This window comes from Streptomyces sp. NBC_00554, assembly GCF_041431135.1.
GTDB lineage: Bacteria > Actinomycetota > Actinomycetes > Streptomycetales > Streptomycetaceae > Streptomyces.
Window position 1 is genome coordinate 3,347,246 of sequence record NZ_CP107799.1, and the last position, 19,715, is coordinate 3,366,960.

Genomic DNA, 19,715 nt, shown 5'->3' on the forward strand with positions numbered 1-19,715 from the left:
TCTGCGGCGACACCGGTCTACCGGGTCTACCCGCCCGGTCGGGCGAGGACACAACCTCCGGCGTACCGGTCGTCACCGCCAGCGGCCGATCTCGACGTTCTCCAGGATGCCGAGGGCGTCGGGCACGAGCACCGCGGCCGAGTAGTACGCCGTCACCAGGTAGGAGATGATCGCCTGTTCGTTGATGCCCATGAAGCGCACCGACAGGCTCGGCTCGATCTCGTCCGGGATGCCCGCCTGCTGAAGCCCGATGACGCCCTGTTCGGCCTCGCCCGTACGCAGGGCGATGATCGAGGTCGTACGGGTGTCACTGACCGGGATCTTGTTGCACGGGTAGATCGGCACCCCGCGCCAGGTCGGGATGCGGTTGCCGGCCATCTCGATGGTCTCCGGGACGAGTCCGCGCTTGTTCAGCTCGCGGCCGATCGCGGAGATCGCGCGCGGGTGGGCGAGGAGCAGCTTGGTGCCGCGCCTGCGGCTGAGCAGTTCGTCGAGGTCGTCGGGTCCGGGCACACCGTCGTGCGGCTGCAGCCGCTGTTCGTACTCGCAGTTGTTGAGCAGCCCGAACTCCCGGTTGTTGATGAGCTCGTGCTCCTGGCGCTCCTTCAACGCCTCGACCGTGAGCCGCAGTTGCTGCTCGGTCTGGTTCATGGGCTGGTTGTAGAGATCGGCCACGCGCGAGTGGAGGCGCAGCACGGTCTGGGCGATGCTCAGTTCGTACTCGCGCGGCGCGGCCTCGTAGTCCACGAAGGTGCCGGGGATGTCCGGCTCTCCGGTGTGGCCGGCCGCGAGGTCGATCTCCTTCTCGCCGTACTTGTTGGCGCGCTGCTCCGGAATCGCGCGCAGCTCCTGGAGGTGGTCGCGCAGGGACTCGGCGCGCTCCGCGACCTGTTCGAGGTCGTTGCGGGGCAGGGTGAGCACGGTGCACGCGGTGACGGCGCGGGCCGTGTACTCCCAGATGGCGTCCGGGTCGATGAGTGCCTGCTCGCCGAAGTACGCGCCGTCGGCGAGGACACCGAGGACCGCGTCGTCCCCGTAGGGACCCGTGCCGATCTTCTCCACCTTGCCGTGGGCGAGGAGGAACACCTCCTCGGACGGGCTGCCGAAGGAGACGAGCACCTCCCCCGGCGCGAACTCCCGCTGCTGGCAACGCTGCGCGAGCTCGCCCAGCACCTCCTGATCCTCGTACGACCGCAGCACCGACAGCTCGCCGAGCTCCGCCGGAATGACCTGGACCCGGTCACCGGTCTTCACGAATGTCACACGGCCGTCGCCCACGGAGTAGCTGAGCCGCCGGTTCACGCGGTACGTACCACCCTGCACATTCACCCACGGAAGCATCCGCAGCAGCCAGCGCGAGCTGATCTCCTGCATCTGCGGTGCGGACTTGGTGGTGGTGGCCAGGTTCCGCGCGGCGGATGTGCCGAGACTCTGCTGCGGCTTGCCCTGACCCGCGCGGACCTCTTCGCCTACCGACATGAAAATTGCCCTCCCATTCGTGCACTGATCTGCGAGAGGAAGCCTTTCATCACGGAGCGTGCCAGTGCTATTACACGAATGAGGGGGAATGGATCACGACGGAGTGGGCACACAGCCGAAAATCGCCGATTCGTCGAACAGCGCGCGGTTGTTGCGGTCGGGAACTCCAAGATCGAGCCAACCGTTTGACGCTGTGACCGATGCTTCGATCGACGCTTCGGCTGATGCTTCGACATACGAGGACGGGAGACGGTCATGGCAGGCTTTCTGGACCGCGCCAAAGAACAGGCGCAGCGAGGGCTCACGCAGGGCAAGCAGAAGATCGACGACGTGCAGGCACAGCGCGCGGGCGGCGACCTGTTGAAGAAACTGGGCGCCGCGTACTTGGCGGAGCGGCGCGGCAGCGGCTCTCCGCAGGCGACGCAACAGGCCTTGCAGGCGCTGGAGAACCACATCGCGACGCACGGAGACAGCTTCCTGCACAGCTGATCCCGGGCTCCTCCTCGCGCCACGGCGCACCGCCGCGAGCCACTGACCGAATCGGCTCGCACACCGTGCGAACGACTGGGCCCGGCCACCGGGTTCCGGGTACAAGCGGCGGTACGAGACGGCCGCGACAGGCGGCCGGCGTGCAGCGTGAAGGAGGCGGTCATGGCCCCACCCATGTCCGCGGGCGGTTTCCTGGACCGGCTTCAGGGAGGCGGGCGTCACGGTCGTCGAGGTCGGCGACTGGGAACGTCACAACCGCAATCACAAGGGCCCGTGGGGTCCGGTGTACGGCGTGATGATCCATCACACGGTGACCTCGGGCAGCAAGGCCACCGTCGAGCTCTGCCGGGACGGTTACGCGGAGCTGCCCGGGCCGCTGTGCCACGGCGTCATCACCAAGGACGGTGTCGTCCATCTCGTCGGCTACGGCCGCGTCAACCACGCGGGCCTCGGTGACGACGACGTACTGCGCGCCGTGATCGCGGCGAAGAGACTCCCCCCGGACAACGAGGCGAACACCGACGGCAACCGCCACTTCTACGGCTTCGAATGCGAGAACCTCGGCAACGGCGAGGACCCCTGGCCCGAAGCCCAGCTGAGCACCATCGAGAAGGTCGCCGCCGCGATCTGCCGCCACCACGGCTGGACGGAGCGCTCGGTGATCGGCCACCTGGAATGGCAGCCGGGCAAGATCGACCCCCGCGGCTTCACGATGGACTCCATGAGGGAGCGCGTCCGCGACCGGCTGAAGTGACACGCCTGCCCCGCAGAGCCACGCCCGCGACCGCCCCGCCCGGGGGTCGGCGGCACCCCACTCCGGACATCTCCTCCGGAGGCCGGGTCCCGGACGTATGTCCGACAATGGCCGAGTGACCAGCACAGACGACCCCGAGGGAACCGGCATCACCGGCGCCCCCGAAGCGCTCGACCTCGCAGGCCTGCGGCCCCGGCTGCCGTCGCCGCTGCAGGACGTCGCGGACGAGCGCTTCGGGCGTCACGGCGTCCGGCTGGTGCTCAAGCGGGACGATCTGATCCACCCCGAGCTGGTCGGCAACAAGTGGCGCAAGCTGGCCCCGAACCTGGCGACGGCAGCGGGCCGTGCGGTGCTCACCTTCGGCGGGGCGTACTCCAACCACCTGCGGGCCACGGCCGCCGCGGGCCGTCTCCTCGGGCTGCCCACCATCGGCGTGGTCCGCGGCCAGGAGCTGTCCGGGCGCCCCCTCAACCCCTCGCTCGCCCGGTGTGCGGCGGACGGCATGCGGCTGCACTTCGTCGACAGATCGACGTACCGGCACAAGACCGAGCCGGAGACACTCGCCGCGATCCTGCGCACGCTGGGCGCCGAGGACGCGTACGTCGTGCCCGAGGGAGGCAGCAACTCCCTTGCCGTACGCGGCTGCCGGGCACTCGGCGAGGAGCTGCGCGGCCAAGCCGACGTCGTCGCCCTGGCCTGCGGCACCGGCGGCACACTCGCGGGCCTGGCCGCCGGGCTCGCTCCCGATCAGCGCGCCCTGGGCGTACCCGTCCTCAAGGGCGCCTTCCTGAGCGCCGACATACAGGCCCTCCAGGTCACCGCCTTCGGCGCCCGCCAAGGCCACTGGTCCCTCGACGAACGCTTCCACTTCGGCGGTTACGCCCGCACCACCCCCGAACTCGACACATTCGCCGAGGACTTCGAACACCGCCACGGCCTGCCCGTCGAACGTCTCTATGTCGCCAAGATGCTGTACGGACTTGTCACCCTGGCCGAGGAGGGCGGGTTTCCCCGCGGAACGACGGTGGTGGCCGTGATCACAGGAGCACCGCTCGCCTGATCACCCTTGATCACCTCTGATCACCTGGGAAGCCCACCTTCACCGTTCGAGGGATTCGGCGTCCCCCATGACGATCACCGGGTGCCGGCCGGGGTCGAGCGTGCGCAGGAGTTCCTTCATGTGCTCCTTCTTCAGGCTCACGCAGCCGTGTGTGGGCCCTCCGTGGTCGACGTGCAGCCAGATGCCGCCGCCCTTGTCCGCGCCGAGAGGGCGGGTCCAGTCGAGGGGTGAGGTCCCGGCCTCGCGGTTGTAGTTGATCGCGACGACGTAGTCGAAGGAGCCCTCGAGCGGCTCGCCCTCGAAGCCCGTGCCGCCGATGGTGAAGCCCCGCGAGTGGTTGTACGGCAGCCTGGCGCCGGGATCGGCGAGCAGTCCGCCGGCGTCGGTGAGGGAGAACACGCCGATGGGCGACCGGAGATCACCGGCATGGTGGTCGTCCGTCCAGCCCCGGCGGGCGTTGTGAGCGGGCCAGGTGGCTCCCGGCTCCCAGCCCGCGCCGGTGCGCCGGTACAGCACCACCCGCGAGGTCGAGGAGTTCTTGCCCTGCCCGGTGACCAGCAGGACCTGGCGCGCGTTCGCGGGGATCTCGGCCCGCGTCCGCGCACCGAGGCCCGGCAGTACCGCCGGGGCGAACGACGCTTCGCTGTCCGCGGATGTCCGCCCGGGCATGGCCTGCGTCGTGCCGGGGGCGGCGGCCGACGCACCGGGCGCTGCGGCGGCCACCTCGCCGCCCGTCACCGCCCCCGCGCCCGCGCACCCGGCGACGGTGACGGACAGGGCCAGCACGGCGGCCGGTATCCCCAGACGGTTCCGGCCCGGGATGCCGAAAGTGGCCGCCTGGCGGTCCCCGAACGGGGCACGGAGAAACCGCCATCGAGGCAGGCGGCGCATTGATGAAGTCATGTTCCTCAGCCTGGAAGGGACATATGAGGAACTGGTCAGCGCCGACTCACGAGGTCGGGCCGTCACCCGGCGTGACGCCGCCGGGGCCGAACACGCCCAAGGGCATCAGCCCAGCCTGGCTCGCGGATATCAGGAAGTTGTCAGGGTGTGGGATAGCCCGCACAAGGTCCTGAATGCCGCTTGCCCGCGCTTAGAGTCGGCCGCGTGTGCGCACATATCCTGGTCGCGGAAGACGACGAAATGCAGGCCGAGCTCATACGACGGCTGCTGCTTCAGGAGGGTCACACCCCCGTCGTCGTCCACGACGGGCGGGCCGCGATAGACGAAGCCGCCCGGCGCAGACCCGACCTGGTCGTCCTGGACCTGATGCTGCCCAAGATCGACGGTCTCGGCGTGTGCCGGGTGCTGCGGGAGAACGGAGACATACCCGTTCTCATGCTCACCGCCCGCTCCACCGAGGACGATGTGCTGCTCGGCCTGGGCCTCGGCGCGGACGACTACATGACCAAGCCGTACAGCCCACGGGAACTGCTGGCCCGCATCCGCACCGTGCTGCGCCGCACCCTGCGCCCCACGGACCTCTCCCCCGTGCTCCGCGCAGGCGGCATCACCATCGATCCCGAACGCCACGAGGTGACCTGCGACGGCAGCCCCGTCCTGTGCACTCCCGGCGAATTCGCCATCCTCCACGCCATGACCGCGGAACCCGACCGGGTCTTCTCACGCCGTCAACTGCTGCAGCACACGCGGGGCCACGACCGCGCGTCCACCGAGCGCGCCATCGACGTACACATCATGAACCTGCGCAAGAAGATCGAGCCCGATCCCCGCACGCCCGTCCGACTGCTGACCGTCTTCGGCGTCGGCTACAAACTCACCGGACCGCCGTCATGACGCCCGGTCCCCGCATCCCCTGGCGCAAAAGCCTGTTGGTACGGCTCCTCCTCACCTCCATGACCATCGCCGTACTCTCCGTGGGCGCCACCGCCTGGCTGGCCGTACAGACCACCACACGGGCCATCCAGGAGGAACGCGGCCAGGTGCTCTCCGACGACACCGACATCCTCCGCCGGCTCAGCGGCTTCGCCGCGACGCACGCCGAGTGGAAGGGCGTACAGACCTCGGTGCGCTCGCTCTCCCGCACCACGGGACGGCGTATCGCCCTGACGACCGAGACCGGCCGCACCATCGCCGACTCCGCCGCCCCCAAGACCGCCCTGCCCGCCCGCGCCTCGGCCACCATCGACCCGCTGACCACCGACACGTACACCGAGCCGGGGGCCCAACTCGCCGGACTCGACCCGCGGGTGGTGGGACCGTACCTGCTCTCCCCGATCGAACGGGCGAAGGTGAGGACGGTCGCCGAGAAGTGCATGCACATGTACGGGCTCCAAGGCAGCCTCCGACAGCTTCCCAGCGGCCGTACGGTGGTCGTCGCCGACGCCGGCGACGGATCCCCGACGCGGGACTGCCCCGGGGACATGCTCGACGCGCCCACGCCCACGGAGCAGAAGGCGCTGAGCGAACTCAACGCTCTGGCCGGGCCCTGCTTCGCCCAGGGGCGGGACGAGGCCCTCCAACCGTGGATGGACTTCGTTCCCGGCTCGCCGGCGGGTGACGCGGTCCGCCGTTCCAGCGGCAGACAGCAGGCGCCGACCTGTGTCGAGAACGCGCGCCGCACCCAGCTCGACCCCTACGTCGCCCCGAGGGCCAGGCTCTACCTGGGCAACCTGGGCGGGCAGCCCGCGGGTTTCGACCTCTCCCCCGCCAACAAAACCAAGATCATCGGTGTCACGGCGCTGGTCCTGGCCGTCACCGTCGCCATGACCGCCGTGGTCGCGACCCGTCTCGTCCGTCCCCTGCGAGCCCTGACGGCCGCGGCCCAGCAGCCGCCGCACCAGCACACCCGCGTCGCCGTCACCACCAAGGACGAGACCGGCTATCTGGCCGCCGCCTTCAACGACCTCACCGCGCGCCGCGAACAACTGGAAGCCGAGCGCAAGGCCATGGTCAGCGACATCGCCCACGAGTTGCGGACCCCGCTGACCAACATCCGCGGCTGGCTGGAGGTCACCCGCGACGGGCTGCTCGCCCCGGACCCGGAGATCATCGCCTCCCTGCACGACGAGGCACTGCTCCTGCAGCACATCATCGACGACCTGAGCGACCTCGCCGCGGCCGACGCCGGCACCCTGAAACTGCACCGCCGGCCCATGCCCGCGGACGAACTCCTCACCCAGGCGGTGTCGGCCCACAGCACCCGCGCCGAAACCTCCGGCATCCACCTGCGCACACACACCGACCCCGGCCTCTGGCTGAACGCCGACCCGGTGAGGATGCGCCAGGCCCTGGGCAACCTCATCTCCAACGCGCTCCGGCACACCCCCGCGGGCGGCACGGTCACGCTCACCGCCCGACAGAGCGGCGACCTGGCCGTCCTCACCGTGGAGGACACGGGCAACGGCATCGCACCCGAAGAACTGCCCCATGTCTTCGAGCGCTTCTGGCGGGCCGAGAAGTCCCGCAGCAGGCACACCGGCGGCAGCGGCCTCGGCCTGTCCATCGTCCGCCACTTCGTGGAGGCACACGAAGGAACCATCACCGCCGACAGCGAGCCCGGCAACGGGGCGGTCTTCACCATCCGGCTCCCTCGCGACAGGCGACCGGACGACCCGACCCCATGACATGCGCGGGATGTGCGGGGCGCGTGCTCACGGTGGCGTGAGGGCCCCTCACGTCGTCTCCCGGTACGCCGCCGCCTCCTCCAGGTCCAGCCTGCGCAGCAGCGTCCGCAGCATCTCGTCGTCGATGAAGCGGAGGTCGCGCAGCCGTACGAAGACCGCGCGCTCGGCGTCGATCATCTCGCCCGACAGCCGGCGGTAGGTGTCGTCGGCGGTTTCGCCGGTCAACGGGTTCACCGCGCCGAGGCGTTCCCAGACAGCGTTGCGGCGGCGCTCCAGGACCGTGCGGAGGCGGTCGGCGAGTGGTGGGGGCAGGGCGTTGCGTTCGTCTTCGAGGAGCTCGTCGAGGCGCTTCTCGGCGGCCCTGGAGGCCTGCGCCTGGGCGTTGGCCTCGGCGAGCGTCTCGGTCTGCACATCGCGCCCCGGCAGCTTCAGGAGGCGGATCAGCGGAGGCAGCGTCAGCCCCTGCACGACGAGCGTCCCGATGACCGTCGTGAAGGTCAGGAAGAGGATCAGATTGCGATCGGGAAAGTCTTCGCCGCCATCAATGGTCAGCGGGATCGAGAAGGCGATGGCGAGCGAGACCACGCCCCGCATCCCGGCCCAGGCGATCACGAACGGGCCCTTCCAGGTGGGGTTGTCCTCACGCTTGCGAATACGTGCTGAAAAAATACGTGGCAGGAAGGTCGCGGGATACACCCACACGAACCGGGTCACGACCACGACGAGGAAGAGGGCCACCGCGTACCAGGCGGCGTCGACACCCTCGTACGCCCCAAGCTTCTCCAGGACGACCGGCAGTTGCAGGCCAATGAGGGCGAACACCGCGGACTCCAGGACGAAGGCGACCATCTTCCACACCGCCTCCTCCTGGAGCCGGGTGGCGAAATCGACCTCCCAGGCGCGGTGTCCGAGGTAGAGGGCGACGACGACCACGGCGAGCACCCCGGAGGCGTGCACCTGCTCGGCGACCCCGTACGCGACGAAGGGGATCAGCAAGGAGAGGGTGTTCTGGAGAAGTGCTTCCTTCAGGTGGGTGCGCAGCCAGTGGAGCGGCACCATCAGGAGCAGCCCGACGGCGACGCCGCCGACCGCCGCGAGCAGGAACTCGCCGATTCCCTCTGCCCAGGTCGCGCCCTCGCCGACCGCCGCGGCGAGCGCCACCTTGAAGGCGGTGATCGCGGTCGCGTCGTTCACCAGGGACTCGCCCTGAAGGATCGTGGTGATCCGCGAGGGCAGCCCCACCCGGCGCGCCACCGCCGTGGCCGCGACCGCGTCCGGCGGCGCCACCACCGCTCCAAGCACCAGCGCCGCGGTCAGCGGCAGGCTCGGCACGATCAGATAGATGGCCCAGCCGACGGCCAGCGTCGCGAAGAGGACATAGCCGACCGACAACAGCGCGACGGGGCGCAGTTGCGCCCGCAGATCGAGGTACGAGCTGTCGGTGGCCGCCGTGTACAGCAGCGGGGGCAGCAGCAGCGGGAGCACGATGTCGGGGTCGAGTTCGTACGCGGGCACTCCGGGGACGTACGAGATCACCAGGCCCACCGTGACGAGCAGCAGCGGTGCCGGGACCGGCGTGCGGCGGGCTGCCGCGGCGCAGGCGGCGCTCCCGGCGACCAGCAGAAGCAGTGGCAAAATGTGCATCGTCTTTCCGCCCGCTCTCGTTTCCGCGCGGCTTACCGCACACCCGACGTAATCTGGCAATCATGAAACAGTGCACGCACGCCGACGCGCTGCCGGACCCCGAGCCCGAGCCCCTGAGCGAGACCTGCGTGGAGTGCCTGGCCGCCGGCACGCACCCGGTGCAGCTCCGCCTGTGTCTGGAGTGCGGGCACCTCGGCTGCTGCGACTCCTCTCCACTGCGGCACGCGACGGAGCACTACAAGGACACCGGGCACCCGATCATGCGCACGTTCGAGCCCGGTGAGAGCTGGCGTTGGTGCTTCGTCGACCACGTACTCGTATGACCCCTCGACTGCGGCGTCGACGGCATACTGACAGGGCTCGCGGATCACATACGTGTGTGACCCGCGATCCGGACGGTTCGACCGTCTGACGCCTGGGTACGTCAACCCGGCGCGCGCTCTTCCTAATTGGGGCCGCAGACCCCTAGCCACTGTCCGTACTCATAGGCTTACTATGAGTGACAGCAAGGGGCGGGGTCCCCGGGACAGGAAACTTGGGAGCGCGGTAGCGTCACCGCTGAACCACATCGCGCGTTACCCCGGGGGGCGACCCTCGGCCCCCTGAAAGAGCTTGTACCACCATGGAGGTGAGGGTGTCCCAGATCGCAGGCGAGCCCGCGACCAAGGACTTCGTGGAAGTCCGGCTGCCCGCCGCGGGCGCCTACCTGTCGGTGCTGCGTACGGCCACGGCCGGACTCGCGGCCCGTTTGGACTTCACCCTCGACGAGATCGAGGACTTGCGCATCGCGGTGGACGAGGCCTGCGCGATCCTGCTGCAACAGGCCGTCCCCGGTTCGGTGCTCAGTTGTGTCTTCCGGCTCATCGACGACTCTCTGGAGGTCACTGTCTCGGCGCCGACTACGGACGGTCACGCCCCGGCGCGGGACACCTTCGCCTGGACCGTCCTCTCCGCCCTCGCGGGCAAGGTCGAATCCACTGTCGCCGAGGACAAGACCGTGACGATCAGCCTCTACAAACAGCGCGGCGCGGGACCCGGGCCGGCGTGAGGAACGGGGACGGGCCGGTGCGGGAAGAAGAGCGCGGCACACGGGAGCTTCCCGCCGAGCGTGTCGGCGGGCCGCGGCACACCGCGGACGCCGTCGACGGCATCCCCGAGCAGGCCCGGCCGCACCCGGAGGACGGCGCGGCGTCCGCCGAGGCGGCGCCGGCCGACGAGGACGAACGGGAGAAGCTCTCCGGCCAGGGCGACGGGCAACGGGATCCGGAGGGTGCCTCGCCGAGCACGTCCTCGGACGGGCGGCTTGGGGCCTCCCCTGCCCGATCGGAGCCGGGAGCTCGGGGAATGGTGACGGGCGGGACTATGAGCGAGCACGAGCGGCACGACAAGCCGGAGGCGCAGAGCGTGCAGGGCGCGCAGCACGGGCCGAGTGCCCAGCAGATCCGGCACGACCCCCAGGACCGCAGCGGGGCGCGGACGATGTTCATCGAGCTGCGCAAGCTGAAGGACGGCAGCGCCGAGTATGCGGAGCTGCGCAACCAGCTGGTCCGCATGCACCTGCCGCTCGTCGAGCACCTCGCGCGCCGCTTCCGCAACCGCGGGGAGCCGCTGGACGACCTCACACAGGTCGCCACCATCGGCCTGATCAAGTCGGTGGACCGCTTCGACCCGGAGCGCGGCGTCGAGTTCTCGACGTACGCGACGCCGACGGTGGTCGGTGAGATCAAGCGGCACTTCCGCGACAAGGGCTGGGCGGTGCGCGTCCCGCGCAGGCTCCAGGAGCTGCGGCTCGCGCTGACCACGGCGACCGCGGAGCTCTCGCAGCTGCACGGCCGCTCCCCCACGGTCCACGAGCTGGCCGAGAAGCTGGGCATCTCCGAGGAGGAGGTCCTGGAGGGCCTGGAGTCGGCCAACGCCTACTCCACGCTGTCCCTGGACGTCCCCGACACGGACGACGAGTCCCCGGCGGTCGCGGACACCCTGGGATCCGAGGACGAGGCACTGGAGGGCGTCGAGTACCGCGAGTCCCTCAAGCCCCTCCTCGAGGACCTCCCGCCCCGCGAGAAGCGAATCCTGCTGCTGCGCTTCTTCGGAAACATGACCCAGTCCCAGATCGCCCAGGAAGTCGGCATCTCCCAGATGCACGTCTCCCGGCTGCTGGCCCGGACCCTGGCCCAGCTCCGCGAGAAGCTGCTCGTCGAGGAGTAAAGCCCCTACCCCTGCCGCGGCAGGGGTCCTAAGGGGTCCGTTACTTCGGTTCCTGGGCGCGGCCGGGGCCCTGGATGCCCAGTGCCCGGGTCGTCGCGGGGTTCACCAGCAGCACCAGTGCCGCGATCGCGACGACCGCCAGGGCGATGCCGGCGGGGATCGCGACGCTGTCGGCCTGGAGCAGGTTGTAGGCGACGGGCAGCGCCATGATCTGGGTGACCACCGCGGGGCCCCGGCTCCAGCTGCGGCGCAGCAGCAGTCCGCGCGCGGCCAGCAGGGGCAGCAGAGCGAGTACGAGCAGTGTCACGCCGCCGGTGACGGCCTGCTGCCGGTCTTCGGATTCGCCGGTGAGGCCCAGTACGAGCACATAGAGACCGCCCGCGGCCAGGGCGAGCCCCTCGATCGCGGCCAGCGCCGCCGCTGCGGTCAGCCTCCCGGGACGGGGGTCTGCGGTGGGGGCGTCGGGGGTCGGATTCTGCTCACGGCTCACCCCTGAAGAGTAGCCGTCGGCCTCCGCGCACCCCAGCCCCCTCCCGGACCCGCCCCCGCTCCACGTGGCAGGCCTCACGGCCTGGACTCTTACTTGATCCCTACCTCGGGCTGGGCCGAGTACCCCCCAGTAGGTACGCTGCAACTCATGCGTGCACTTCTCGTGGTCAATCCGGCAGCAACCACCACAAGCGCGCGCACGCGTGACGTCTTGATCCACGCGCTGGCCAGTGAGATGAAGCTGGAGGCGGTCACCACCGAGTACCGCGGGCATGCCAGGGACCTCGGCAGGCAGGCAGCCGACAGCGAGGACATAGACCTGGTCGTCGCGCTCGGCGGCGACGGAACGGTCAACGAGGTCGTGAACGGCCTGCTGCACAACGGCCCCGATCCGGAGAGCCTGCCCCGCCTCGCGGTGGTCCCCGGCGGCTCCACCAACGTCTTCGCCCGCGCCCTCGGCCTGCCCAACGACGCCGTGGAAGCCACCGGCGCCCTGCTGGACGCGCTGCGCGAGGAGCGCGAGCGCACGATCGGCCTGGGCCTCGCCGCCGGCACCCCGGGCACCGAGGACGAGTCCGTACCGTCCCGCTGGTTCACCTTCTGCGCGGGGCTCGGGTTCGACGCGGGTGTGATCGGCAGGGTCGAGCAGCAGCGCGAGCGCGGCAAGCGCTCCACGCACGCCCTCTATTTGCGCCAAGTACTACGGCAGTTTTTGGACGATCCTCACCGCAGGCACGGCACGATCACCCTGGAGCGTCCCGGCCAGGACCCGGTCACCGATCTGATCCTGTCCATAATCTGCAACACCTCACCGTGGACGTTTCTCGGCAATCGTCCGGTGTACGCCTCACCTAAGGCCTCGTTCGATACCGGGCTCGACGTACTCGGCCTCAGCCGCATGTCGACCGCCGCGGTTGCCCGGTATGCCACCCAGTTGCTCACTTCGTCCCCCGAGCGCGGACCCCATGGCAGGCATGCGGTGTCCCTGCACGATCTGACGGACTTCACCTTGCATTCGAAGGTGCCGCTCCCCCTCCAGATGGACGGCGACCACCTCGGACTGCGTACGAGCGTGACGTTCACAGGCGTACGCCGTGCACTGCGTGTGATTGTGTGAGCGGAAGGGCCCAAAGTCCTTTCACTCGAACGTTTAGACCAGGGTCCACCCCATGGAAGTACGGCTGTGACCTAGTCGACACCGAGGAATCAAAAAAAACTTTCCTGAAGGGGTTGTATCCGCCGCTGAGGTTTGCGAGTCTCTACGTGGCGCTCGGGACGGCCCGCAACATCGGCCCCACAGAGAGCCAGAACCCCTCCTCAAAACTCAGGACCACGTCAGGTCATCTGACAGTCGGCCCTTCACTTGTTGAGGGATTCGTGAAAGCGTTCACATTCACAAGCAACGTGCATGTAATACCAAGGAGAGGTAGCAGCCATGGACTGGCGTCACAACGCCGTTTGCCGCGAGGAAGACCCCGAGCTCTTCTTCCCCATCGGCAACACCGGTCCTGCGCTGCTGCAGATCGAGGAAGCCAAGGCCGTCTGCCGCCGCTGCCCCGTCATGGAGCAGTGCCTGCAGTGGGCGCTCGAGTCCGGCCAGGACTCCGGCGTCTGGGGTGGCCTCAGCGAGGACGAGCGTCGCGCGATGAAGCGCCGCGCCGCCCGCAACCGAGCCCGTCAGGCCACCGCCTGACGTTCCACCCCGCAACGAGCCTGAGCTTGGCGGCGCGTACAGCGAGTACGCATCTCCCGCCCCCGAGCCGCAGCGCGCAGGACCCCCAATGCGCATAGCAGCGTAAGCAGTGGCCCCGGACTTCGGTCCGGGGCCACTGTCATGTGCCCTTGCGCCACTGGGCCGTTGCACCTGTTTGCGTGTGCGTGGATTGCGTGCAGGTGTGGGTCGGTTGTGTGTCGCTGTCGGCTACTTGTTCGCCCGTACCGGGATGTCCAGGATCACCTGCGTACCGCGTTCCGGTGCCGCGACCATGTCGAAGGTTCCGCCCAACTCGCCCTCCACCAGTGTCCGTACGATCTGAAGCCCCAGGTTTCCCGAGCGGTGCGGGTCGAAGCCCTCGGGGAGTCCGACCCCGTCGTCCTGGACGGTGACCAGGAGCCGGGCGTCCTTGGTGGAGCCGCCGCGGACCGCCGAGACCTCGACCGTGCCGCGGTCGCCCTCGCGGAAGCCGTGCTCCAGGGCGTTCTGCAGGATTTCGGTGAGGACCATGGAGAGCGGGGTCGCGACCTCGGCGTCCAGGATCCCGAAGCGGCCGGTGCGCCGGCCGATCACCTTGCCGGGCGAGATCTCGGCGACCATGGCGAGCACCCGGTCGGCGATCTCGTCGAACTCCACCCGCTCGTCCAGGTTCTGGGACAGCGTCTCGTGCACGATCGCGATCGATCCGACCCGGCGTACGGCTTCCTCCAGGGCTTCCCGGCCCCGGTCCGACTCGATCCGCCTGGCCTGGAGCCGCAGCAGGGCCGCCACCGTCTGGAGGTTGTTCTTCACCCGGTGGTGGATCTCCCGGATGGTCGCGTCCTTGGTGATCAACTCGCGCTCGCGGCGCCGCAGTTCGGTCACGTCACGCAGCAGCACCAGGGAACCGACGCGCGTGCCCTTGGGCTTGAGCGGGATCGCCCGCAGCTGGATCACCCCGTCCTCGCTCTCGATCTCGAACTCGCGGGGCGCCCAGCCGCTGGCGACCTTGGCCAGCGCCTCGTCCACCGGCCCCCTGGACGGGGCGAGTTCGGCCGTGGTCGAGCCGAGGTTGTGCCCCACCAGGTCGGAGGCCAGGCCGAGGCGGTGGTACGCCGACAGCGCGTTCGGAGACGCGTACTGGACGATCCCGTCCGCGTCGAGGCGGATCAGCCCGTCGCCGACGCGGGGCGAGGCGTCCATGTCGACCTGCTGGTCGGGGAAGGGGAAGGAACCCGCCGCGATCATCTGGGCGAGATCGGAGGCGCTCTGGAGGTACGTCAGCTCCAGCCGGCTCGGGGTGCGCACGGTGAGGAGGTTGGTGTTGCGGGCGATGACACCGAGGACGCGCCCTTCCCGTCGTACGGGAATGGACTCGACCCGTACGGGAACCTCCTCACGCCACTCCGGGTCGCCCTCGCGCACGATCCGGCCCTCGTCGAGCGCGACGTCCAGCAGGGGGCGGCGGCCACGGGGGACGAGGTGGCCGACCATGTCGTCCTGGTACGAGGTCGGGCCGGTGTTGGGGCGCATCTGGGCCACGGAGACATAGCGGGTGCCGTCGCGCGTGGGGACCCACAGGACGAGGTCGGCGAAGGAGAGGTCGGAGAGCAACTGCCACTCCGAGACCAGCAGATGCAGCCACTCGAGGTCGGAGTCACCGAGGGCGGTGTGCTGGCGTACGAGGTCGTTCATGGAGGGCACATGTGCGAGCGTACCCGGCGTATACGACAGTCTCCGAAATCAGCCACCCGCAGGGGGCGACCAGCATCTCCAGTACGCACCACCGGGAGCCGGCCCGGGCCCGGAAACACCCGCGGGCCGCGGCGCCTGAGAGGGACCCTCAGCCCTCCCGGCACCGCAGCCCGGAGCAACAACGGCCACGGGGTGTGCGGTCCCGATCGGCCGAAGAGAGGAGCCGGAGCAGTCAGGGCAGAGAGCCCGGTTCCTCGGTCCGTCTTCCTGTGCGGGGAAGACGGAGGCTTGTTCAGTTCGATGCTCTGCCTACGATACCCACGGCCGAGCACTGTGGACTAGACCATGGTCCTGCGTGCAGGTGCCGTCTGTCCATGGGTCGACGATGTTTGTTGTATTTCTGTCCAACATCCAACATCGCCCCTCACGCAGACTAACCCGCATCGGTTCATGAACGGGCCGGATTGGCGCCATCCAGGTTCATGACGGGGGCCACACCGCCATGGCGAGTTCGGCGATGGCTTCCAGGTCCTCCCTGGTGGCTCCGTCCCGGGCCTGCTGGGACATCCCCTGGATCATCGCGCCGGTGTGCCGGGCGAGGGCGGACGCATCGGTCTCCGGGGGCAGCTCGCCTGCGGCGATCCCCGCTTTCACACGAGTCTCGAACGCGGCGATGTTGGCGTTGCGCAGCTCACGCAGGGAGGCCTCGACCTCGGGCGACGTGCAGTTGGTGGCCGCGTGGACGACCAGGCAGCCGTGCGGGTGGTCCGGGTCGGTGTACTCGGCGGCGGCCTCGCGCAGCATCCGCTCCACCGCGGCGCGCGCCGTGGGTTCCTCGGCGAGTGCGCGGTCACCGAACGAGCCGTACCTCGTGCCGTACACACGGACGACCTCGTCGAAGAGCGACCGCTTGTCGCCGAACGCCGCGTACAGGCTCGGTGCTCCGATGCCCATGACGCGGGTGAGGTCGGAGACGGAGGTCGCCTCGTACCCGTGCTCCCAGAAGGCGAGGATCGCCTTCTCCAGCGCGGTTTCGCGGTCGAAGGAACGGGGGCGGCCGCGTTGCTTGGTCGCCGCCTTGGCCGTGCCGCCGTCGCGCTCGGTCTGCTGCGCGTCCACCTGCCTGCTCACCATGGGATGGATTTTATAGCGGGTACTAGAGAAATGTCGGCGGGCTGTTGTACGGTTTTTTCTGTAGCGACCACTAGTGAAATGCGAAGGGGGCGTCGGCATGAGTGTGCTCACGGGCAGGACGGCACTGGTCACGGGCGGGAGCAGGGGCATCGGGCGGGCCATCGCCGAGCGGCTGGGCGGTGACGGCGCGCGGGTGGCCGTGCACTACGGCAGCGATGAGACAGCCGCGAAGCAGACGGTCGCCGCGATCGAGGCGGCCGGCGGATCGGCGTTCACGATCGGGGTGGAGCTCGGGCGGCCGGGCGACGCCGAGGCCCTCTGGGAGGCCTTCGACCGGCACGCGGACGGCGTGGACATCCTGGTGAACAACGCCGGGATAGGCACGTCACGGGCGCTCGGCGAGATCGACGAGCAGGAGTACGACAGGGTCTTCGCGGTGAACGTGAAGGCGCCCCACTTCATCGTCAAGCACGGCCTCGGCCGGCTGCGCGACGGCGGGCGGGTCATCAACATCTCTTCGGGGCTCGCGCGGACCGCGGTGATGCCGGACAAGATGGCGTACGCGATGACGAAGGGCGCCCTGGATGTCTTCACCCGGGACCTGTCCAAGGTCCTCGGCCCCCGGGGCATCACGGTGAACTCGGTGGCGCCGGGCATCATCGACACCGAAAGCAACGCCGGGTTCCTGCGCGCGAGCGACGAGGCATGGGCGCAGGCCGCGGCGATATCGGCACTGGGCCAGGTGGGGACACCGGCGGCGGTGGCGGACGTGGTGGCGTTCCTGGCCTCGGACGCCGGGCGGTGGGTGACGGGGAGCTGGGTGGACGCGACCGGGGGTTCGCTCACCTAGGGCTGCGCGTCGCTCTGAAGGAAGGCGGCCCCACGGGCTCCTCGGAGGCAACTCTGTTAGATTGGTCTAAACCATACGTGTCCCCTCCGGGTCCCAGTTGAGTCCCCTTCTCTTCTCTCCAGATCGGCAGGCCCAGCGTGGAAGTTGTCATCGTCCCGGACGCCAAGGCGGGCGGCGAGCTGATCGCCGAGGCCATGGCGGAGCTGCTCCGACGCAAGCCCGACGCCCTGCTCGGCGTGGCGACCGGCTCGACCCCGCTGCCCATTTACCAGGCGCTGGCGGCCAAGGCGGGCGCCAATGCGGTGGACGTCTCGCGGGCGCGGATCGCACAACTCGACGAGTACGTGGGGCTGCCCGCCGAGCATCCCGAGTCGTACCGGTCGGTGCTGCGCCGGGAGGTGCTCGAACCGCTCGGGCTGGGCCTGGACGCCTTCCTGGGACCGGACGGCACCGCCAAGGACGTGCGGGCCGCGTGCGAGGCGTACGACGCGGCACTGGCCTCGGCCGGCGGGGTCGATCTCCAGCTGCTGGGGATCGGGACCGACGGGCACATCGGGTTCAACGAGCCGTGCTCCTCACTCGCCTCACGGACCCGGATCAAGACACTGACCGAGCAGACCCGGGTCGACAACGCGCGGTTCTTCGAGGGCGACATCGAGCAGGTGCCGCACCACGTCATCACGCAGGGCATCGGCACGATTCTCGAGGCGCGGCACCTGGTGCTGCTCGCGACGGGCGAGGGCAAGGCGGACGCGGTCGCCGCGACCGTGGAGGGTCCGGTCGCCGCGGTGTGCCCGGCCTCGGCGCTCCAGCTCCACCGGCACGCCACCGTCGTCGTGGACGAGGCGGCCGCGTCCAAGCTGAAGCTCGCGGACTACTTCCGGCACACGTTCGCCAACAAGCCGGACTGGCAGGGCATTTAGCACCTGCCCGGCCGCAGGCCGCACGGACGCATGCCGCACGAACGCAGTTGCACGAAGAATGCCGGGCCGCCCCCCTGTGGTCGGCCCGGCATTCTTCGTGCATACGGGGTAGGAGGTCACTCCCCTACCCCGTCCCCCCGCTGGTCCCCTGACTCCAGTTGCTCAGCCTGCTCCAGCTACTCCCGCTGCTCCCCCGCGATGACCTCGGCCGCCGCCCGGCCGCACACGCTTGCGGCTCCGTGCGTGGCGATGTGGAGGGCGCCTCGCGGCGGGGCCTGAGGTACGCCCATTTCGACCACGATCGTGTCGGGGCGGGCGGCGAGGAGAGCGTCGAGGGCCGTCGCCATCCAGGGGTGGCGGTGTTCGTCGCGGACGACGGCGACGATGCGGCGGGGGCCCGCGACGGAGAGGGCCACCGTGCCGGCGTCCTCGCCCGTGAAGCTGCCGGTCTCCGTGCCGGGGAGCAGGCGGGTGAGTTCCGCGGCCACGCCCCAGGGGGTTTCTTCGCCGACGGCGATGTTCGCGACGGGGGTGAGGGCGGCGACGTACGGCGCGTCGGTGATCGGGACGTACGCCTCGGCGTGCGTCACCGTCAACGCGCGGCGGGCGGCGACGAGTCCGACCTCGCGGTGTCCCTCCGGGTCACCGGCCGCCCCCGACTCGGCGGAACCCGACGAGGCCCCGCGAGCCGCGGAGGCGGTCCATTGGGCCAGCGCCCGTACGCGTGCCGCCGCGTCCGCGAGGCGTTCCTCGGGGAGTTCGCCGGTGCGGACCGCCGAGACGAGGGCGTCGCGCAGGAGACGTACGGTGTCGTCGTCCGCCAGGCCCCCGCCGACGCAGATCGCGTCGGCTCCGGCGGCGATGGCGAGGACGCTGCCGCGTTCGATGCCGTAGACCGCGGCGATGGCCTGCATCTCCATGCCGTCGGTGACGATGAGCCCGTCGTAGCCGAGTTCCTCGCGGAGCAGACCGGTGAGGATGCGCCGGGAGAGGGTGGCCGGGAGGTCGGGATCCAGCGCCGGGACCAGGATGTGCGCACTCATCACCGCACGTGTGCCCGCGGCGATCGCGGCCCGGAACGGGGCGAGTTCGCGGGCGTCGAGCACCGACAGGTCGGCGTCGATGCGCGGCAGCGCGTGGTGCGAGTCGACCGCCGTGTCACCGTGCCCGGGGAAGTGCTTGGTGCAGGCCGCGACACCCGCCGCCTGGAGGCCGGTGACGTAGGCGGCCGTGTGCCGGGCCACCAGGTCGGTGTCGGCGCCGAAGGAACGTACGCCGATCACGGGGTTGTCCGGGTTCGAGTTCACGTCCGCCGACGGTGCCCAGTTGAGGTTCACCCCGCACGCGGCCAGGCGGCGGCCGAGCTCGAAGGCGACGTCACGTGTCAACACGACATCGTCCACCGCCCCCAGCGCGTGATTGCCGGGGAAGGAGGAGCCGGTGCGCACCTCGAGTCGGGTGACGTCGCCGCCCTCCTCGTCGATGGCGACGAGCACGTCGTCCCGTTCGGCACGCAACTGGGCGGTCAGGGCGGCGAGTTGGTCGGGTGAGGCGATGTTGCGGCCGAACAGGCCGACCGAGGCCAGGCCCTCCCCCAGGCGGCGGAGCAGCCAGTCGGGGGCCGTGGTCCCTGTGAAGCCGGGCTGGAGGACGGTCAGCGCATCGCGCGTGAGTGTGTCCGTACCACTGGCGATTGTCGTCATCGTGCGG

At 69.8% G+C, this 19,715-nt stretch carries 18 protein-coding genes and 1 pseudogene; 12 read left to right on the forward strand and 7 right to left on the reverse strand.

Annotated features, from left to right (window positions below):
- Positions 1-72 precede the first annotated feature (72 nt).
- A complete protein-coding gene (locus OG266_RS14340; protein ID WP_266454453.1) occupies positions 73-1,479 on the reverse strand; it encodes a family 2B encapsulin nanocompartment shell protein in 1,407 nt (468 codons plus the stop codon).
- A gap of 255 nt (positions 1,480-1,734) precedes the next feature.
- Between OG266_RS14340 and OG266_RS14345 the strand changes: the two genes are divergently transcribed.
- The 3 genes and pseudogenes from OG266_RS14345 (at position 1,735) to OG266_RS14355 (ending at position 3,782) form a co-directional block, all read left to right on the forward strand.
- Entirely contained in the window at positions 1,735-1,968 is a 234-nt protein-coding gene (locus tag OG266_RS14345) for a hypothetical protein (protein WP_266454455.1), read from the forward strand.
- Positions 1,969-2,130: 162 nt separating this feature from the next.
- Positions 2,131-2,722, forward strand: a pseudogene (locus OG266_RS14350) (N-acetylmuramoyl-L-alanine amidase).
- 115 nt (positions 2,723-2,837) lie between these two features.
- Positions 2,838-3,782: a 1-aminocyclopropane-1-carboxylate deaminase/D-cysteine desulfhydrase gene (locus tag OG266_RS14355; RefSeq protein ID WP_371545995.1), complete on the forward strand. Its 945-nt coding sequence runs from the start codon at positions 2,838-2,840 to the stop codon at positions 3,780-3,782.
- A 39-nt stretch (positions 3,783-3,821) separates the two neighbouring features.
- Here the strand turns inward: OG266_RS14355 and OG266_RS14360 are convergent, their stop codons facing one another.
- Positions 3,822-4,685, reverse strand: a complete 864-nt coding sequence (locus OG266_RS14360) for a L,D-transpeptidase family protein (protein ID WP_371545996.1) — start codon at positions 4,683-4,685, stop codon at positions 3,822-3,824.
- 204 nt (positions 4,686-4,889) lie between these two features.
- On the opposite strand from OG266_RS14360, the gene OG266_RS14365 reads away from it, so the two are divergent.
- Both OG266_RS14365 and OG266_RS14370 read left to right on the forward strand, forming a co-directional pair.
- A complete protein-coding gene (locus OG266_RS14365) occupies positions 4,890-5,579 on the forward strand; it encodes a response regulator transcription factor (RefSeq protein WP_371545998.1) in 690 nt (229 codons plus the stop codon).
- On the forward strand, positions 5,576-7,369 hold the full coding sequence (locus tag OG266_RS14370) for a sensor histidine kinase (protein ID WP_371546000.1): 1,794 nt from the start codon (positions 5,576-5,578) through the stop codon (positions 7,367-7,369). The genes OG266_RS14365 and OG266_RS14370 overlap by 4 nt, the downstream gene beginning before the upstream one ends.
- Before the next feature lie 48 nt (positions 7,370-7,417).
- On the opposite strand, the gene OG266_RS14375 is transcribed toward OG266_RS14370, so the two are convergent.
- Positions 7,418-9,013: a Na+/H+ antiporter gene (locus OG266_RS14375; protein ID WP_371546002.1), complete on the reverse strand. Its 1,596-nt coding sequence runs from the start codon at positions 9,011-9,013 to the stop codon at positions 7,418-7,420.
- 62 nt (positions 9,014-9,075) lie between these two features.
- Between OG266_RS14375 and OG266_RS14380 the strand changes: the two genes are divergently transcribed.
- The 3 genes from OG266_RS14380 to OG266_RS14390 all read left to right on the forward strand — a co-directional run bounded on the left by OG266_RS14380 (position 9,076) and on the right by OG266_RS14390 (position 11,221).
- The gene (locus tag OG266_RS14380; protein WP_266454473.1) at positions 9,076-9,336 is read left to right on the forward strand and encodes a UBP-type zinc finger domain-containing protein; all 261 of its coding nucleotides are present in this window, start codon (positions 9,076-9,078) and stop codon (positions 9,334-9,336) included.
- Positions 9,337-9,647: 311 nt separating this feature from the next.
- Positions 9,648-10,061, forward strand: coding sequence for an anti-sigma regulatory factor (locus OG266_RS14385; protein ID WP_266454474.1), 414 nt, complete (start codon positions 9,648-9,650; stop codon positions 10,059-10,061).
- The gene (locus OG266_RS14390; protein WP_371546005.1) at positions 10,058-11,221 is read left to right on the forward strand and encodes an RNA polymerase sigma factor SigF; all 1,164 of its coding nucleotides are present in this window, start codon (positions 10,058-10,060) and stop codon (positions 11,219-11,221) included. The genes OG266_RS14385 and OG266_RS14390 overlap by 4 nt, the downstream gene beginning before the upstream one ends.
- Positions 11,222-11,261: 40 nt before the next feature.
- Here OG266_RS14390 and OG266_RS14395 read toward each other — a convergent pair whose 3' ends face one another.
- Positions 11,262-11,711, reverse strand: coding sequence for a hypothetical protein (locus tag OG266_RS14395; protein ID WP_371546007.1), 450 nt, complete (start codon positions 11,709-11,711; stop codon positions 11,262-11,264).
- A gap of 147 nt (positions 11,712-11,858) precedes the next feature.
- Between OG266_RS14395 and OG266_RS14400 the strand changes: the two genes are divergently transcribed.
- Together OG266_RS14400 and OG266_RS14405 are read left to right on the forward strand one after the other, a co-directional pair.
- Positions 11,859-12,827 carry a diacylglycerol kinase family protein gene (locus OG266_RS14400; protein WP_266454483.1) on the forward strand — a complete coding sequence of 323 codons (969 nt, stop codon included), beginning with the start codon at positions 11,859-11,861 and terminating at the stop codon, positions 12,825-12,827.
- A 318-nt stretch (positions 12,828-13,145) separates the two neighbouring features.
- Complete coding sequence (locus tag OG266_RS14405; protein WP_006380970.1) at positions 13,146-13,403, forward strand: WhiB family transcriptional regulator; 258 nt, start codon at positions 13,146-13,148, stop codon at positions 13,401-13,403.
- Positions 13,404-13,631: 228 nt separating this feature from the next.
- On the opposite strand, the gene OG266_RS14410 is transcribed toward OG266_RS14405, so the two are convergent.
- Positions 13,632-15,098 carry a PAS domain-containing sensor histidine kinase gene (locus OG266_RS14410; RefSeq protein ID WP_266463751.1) on the reverse strand — a complete coding sequence of 489 codons (1,467 nt, stop codon included), beginning with the start codon at positions 15,096-15,098 and terminating at the stop codon, positions 13,632-13,634.
- Positions 15,099-15,578: 480 nt separating this feature from the next.
- The gene (locus OG266_RS14415; protein WP_371546011.1) at positions 15,579-16,232 is read right to left on the reverse strand and encodes a TetR/AcrR family transcriptional regulator; all 654 of its coding nucleotides are present in this window, start codon (positions 16,230-16,232) and stop codon (positions 15,579-15,581) included.
- Between the two features lie 97 nt (positions 16,233-16,329).
- On the opposite strand from OG266_RS14415, the gene OG266_RS14420 reads away from it, so the two are divergent.
- Complete coding sequence (locus OG266_RS14420) at positions 16,330-17,082, forward strand: SDR family oxidoreductase (protein ID WP_371546013.1); 753 nt, start codon at positions 16,330-16,332, stop codon at positions 17,080-17,082.
- Between the two features lie 137 nt (positions 17,083-17,219).
- Positions 17,220-18,005 (forward strand): glucosamine-6-phosphate deaminase, encoded by a 786-nt coding sequence (gene nagB, locus OG266_RS14425; protein ID WP_266454489.1) that lies wholly within the window; start codon positions 17,220-17,222, stop codon positions 18,003-18,005.
- A gap of 176 nt (positions 18,006-18,181) precedes the next feature.
- On the opposite strand, the gene OG266_RS14430 is transcribed toward nagB, so the two are convergent.
- Positions 18,182-19,708, reverse strand: coding sequence for a glycoside hydrolase family 3 protein (locus tag OG266_RS14430; RefSeq protein WP_371546014.1), 1,527 nt, complete (start codon positions 19,706-19,708; stop codon positions 18,182-18,184).
- Positions 19,709-19,715 lie beyond the last annotated feature (7 nt).

Excerpts from the sequence above, each read along its gene's own strand:
- OG266_RS14415 (WP_371546011.1), bottom strand. The coding sequence starts at position 16,232 with ATGGTGAGCAGGCAGGTGGACGCGCAGCAGACCGAGCGCGACGGCGGC.
- OG266_RS14345 (WP_266454455.1), top strand. The coding sequence starts at position 1,735 with ATGGCAGGCTTTCTGGACCGCGCCAAAGAACAGGCGCAGCGAGGGCTC.
- OG266_RS14400 (WP_266454483.1), top strand. The coding sequence starts at position 11,859 with ATGCGTGCACTTCTCGTGGTCAATCCGGCAGCAACCACCACAAGCGCG.
- OG266_RS14380 (WP_266454473.1), top strand. The coding sequence starts at position 9,076 with ATGAAACAGTGCACGCACGCCGACGCGCTGCCGGACCCCGAGCCCGAG.
- OG266_RS14360 (WP_371545996.1), bottom strand. The coding sequence starts at position 4,685 with ATGACTTCATCAATGCGCCGCCTGCCTCGATGGCGGTTTCTCCGTGCC.
- OG266_RS14430 (WP_371546014.1), bottom strand. The coding sequence starts at position 19,708 with ATGACGACAATCGCCAGTGGTACGGACACACTCACGCGCGATGCGCTG.
- OG266_RS14370 (WP_371546000.1), top strand. The coding sequence starts at position 5,576 with ATGACGCCCGGTCCCCGCATCCCCTGGCGCAAAAGCCTGTTGGTACGG.
- OG266_RS14375 (WP_371546002.1), bottom strand. The coding sequence starts at position 9,013 with ATGCACATTTTGCCACTGCTTCTGCTGGTCGCCGGGAGCGCCGCCTGC.
- OG266_RS14340 (WP_266454453.1), bottom strand. The coding sequence starts at position 1,479 with ATGTCGGTAGGCGAAGAGGTCCGCGCGGGTCAGGGCAAGCCGCAGCAG.
- OG266_RS14405 (WP_006380970.1), top strand. The coding sequence starts at position 13,146 with ATGGACTGGCGTCACAACGCCGTTTGCCGCGAGGAAGACCCCGAGCTC.
- OG266_RS14420 (WP_371546013.1), top strand. The coding sequence starts at position 16,330 with ATGAGTGTGCTCACGGGCAGGACGGCACTGGTCACGGGCGGGAGCAGG.
- OG266_RS14410 (WP_266463751.1), bottom strand. The coding sequence starts at position 15,098 with ATGAACGACCTCGTACGCCAGCACACCGCCCTCGGTGACTCCGACCTC.